Raw genomic sequence first — 1944 nt, 5'->3', positions numbered from 1 at the left:
CGGTGACAGCGGTTGCGGCCAGGTTTTGTGGCTGCGGCCCGTAAACCTTGATATGCAGTGTGGTGATATCGACCAGTTTCTGGAACAGGGTAGGGTTTGGGGTATTGGGTCCGGGGCCGTCCTCAACCTTGAAAAGTACTTCATAGGGTTCAAGCCTGATCTGGTTACAGCCGGTCTGCCAGGTGAATTGTCCTGTGAGCGTCCCTTGTGCACCTTGCTGCGGGACTGAGAAAGTGGCATAAGCCGGAGACACAAGCGCAGTGGCCTGGTAGAGTCCGCTGGTACTGGTGAGCGTAAGTTTATCCCCGTTTTTATCGGTCGCTTTTACGATCTGGTTAACCAGCGTTCCTGCCTCGACGCAGATATCGGGAATCAGATCGAGTTTTGGCCGGTCGTTTTTGGCATCAACAATGATGATCTGCATATCTCGGATAATTTCCCCGATCAGCACACCATCCCGCCATTCTTCAACCACAAAGGCGACGTTGTAAAGACCTTTGGTCACGGGTGCATCCCAAATTAAATCTCCCGTAAGCGGATTCATACTGAAAGTCGCAGGAGTGGCTCCGGCTTCGGTGGTGCCGGGAGGGGTTACAAGATTAGGATCCTTATAGCCAAGATTTTCACCCAAACCTCTGGTTGTTCCTTGCTGAGGAGTATAAAGGTGGTAAGCAATACTGTCTCCGTCGGCATCAAAAGCACCAGGGTTGTGAATGTACCGTTGTCCGACAGCACCAATATCAATAGGCGCATTTAAAAGAACCGGCGTCTGATTAACACCTACGAAAGCATTGATTGATATATTGGTATGTACGTAAAAGTTAAGTCTGTCTGTTGGTGCAGGACTTAAATTTAAAATACTTACGTTACGGTTATCAATACCCACTGAAATACTCCAGTCGCCGGCAGAAGGGAATGTATACCGGACTGTATATATATTTTGCGTCGTATTATTTCCGATGTTTCTTGTCAATGCATCAATTCTGGGAACCTGTACGGGCTGTGCATTTGTACCTGTGCCAGTATAAAAATACATGTTGACAGAAGTCTGTGCATTGGCTGCACCAAGTCCTCCATTTGGAGAAATATCAAAATAACCGGTAAATGTCACGTCATACGCAAGCGAATTGCCGTTTACGCGTTTTGCTGTAATTTCTCCCGCCCGGGCGTGTGTGGCCTGAGCTTCATGACCAGTTAACAGCAGGATAAAAGCAAAAAGAAATGATAATTGTAAAATGTAACGCATAGACATAAGACTTACTTTAGACAGAGGCTTTAATCAGAAAAAAAATACTGATATGTTATCTTATTTTTAAATTTTTAACGGGCCTGGATTATTCAAATGGGTTAACGCTTCTAACATACATGTATTGAACGAAAATTTAATTAAAAATGTGTGTTTTATTCCCTAATACGCTAAATTATTGAACTCTTGTTAATGGTTTGCTACTCATTTATTTCATTTAGTAACATATAAAGGAATTAACACATTTTTATTGATATAATTTCACAACATCAATACCTGATAAAACTAAAAATAGAAGGTAGCTGTATACAAAACGCAGTAGCCCGGTTATAGTTTAACCGGGCTACAAATAACGTACTAGAAGTTGAAAGAAAAAAAGTCTGTGTTTTAACAGCTTAAAAGCGGGCGTTGTTTTTATCTAAGAATCTGTACCCAACCTTTGAAAGTGGCTGGTTTTCCTTCACGCTGTACAGACTCGAAATTAACAATCACTTCATAATAATACTGTCCTGCTGCCAGATCGTTTCCACTGTTGTTTTTCCCGTTCCAGTTGATGTTCACATCTTTGGAGTCATACACTTTGGCACCCCAGCGGTTAAACACTTTGAAGTCCAGTGACTGAACAAAACTTGGACATTTAAGCGGCGTGAAAAGATCATTTTTGCCATCACCGTTTGGCGTGATCACATTCGGCAGTG

General features: G+C 42.9%; 1 protein-coding gene and 1 pseudogene. Both read right to left on the bottom strand.

From position 1 onward, the window contains the following. Window positions 1-1246, bottom strand: a pseudogene (locus tag IEE83_RS32685) (gliding motility-associated C-terminal domain-containing protein); the annotation flags it as partial. Window positions 1247-1660: 414 nt separating this feature from the next. Continuing rightward, window positions 1661-1944, bottom strand: a 284-nt coding sequence (locus IEE83_RS32680) for a T9SS type B sorting domain-containing protein (protein ID WP_194124957.1), incomplete at its 5' end; no start/stop codon positions are given.

The organism is Dyadobacter subterraneus (assembly GCF_015221875.1).
Lineage (GTDB): Bacteria > Bacteroidota > Bacteroidia > Cytophagales > Spirosomataceae > Dyadobacter > Dyadobacter subterraneus.
The sequence above is the reverse complement of the archived record's forward strand: the minus strand, read 5'-3'. Positions and strand labels throughout refer to the sequence as shown.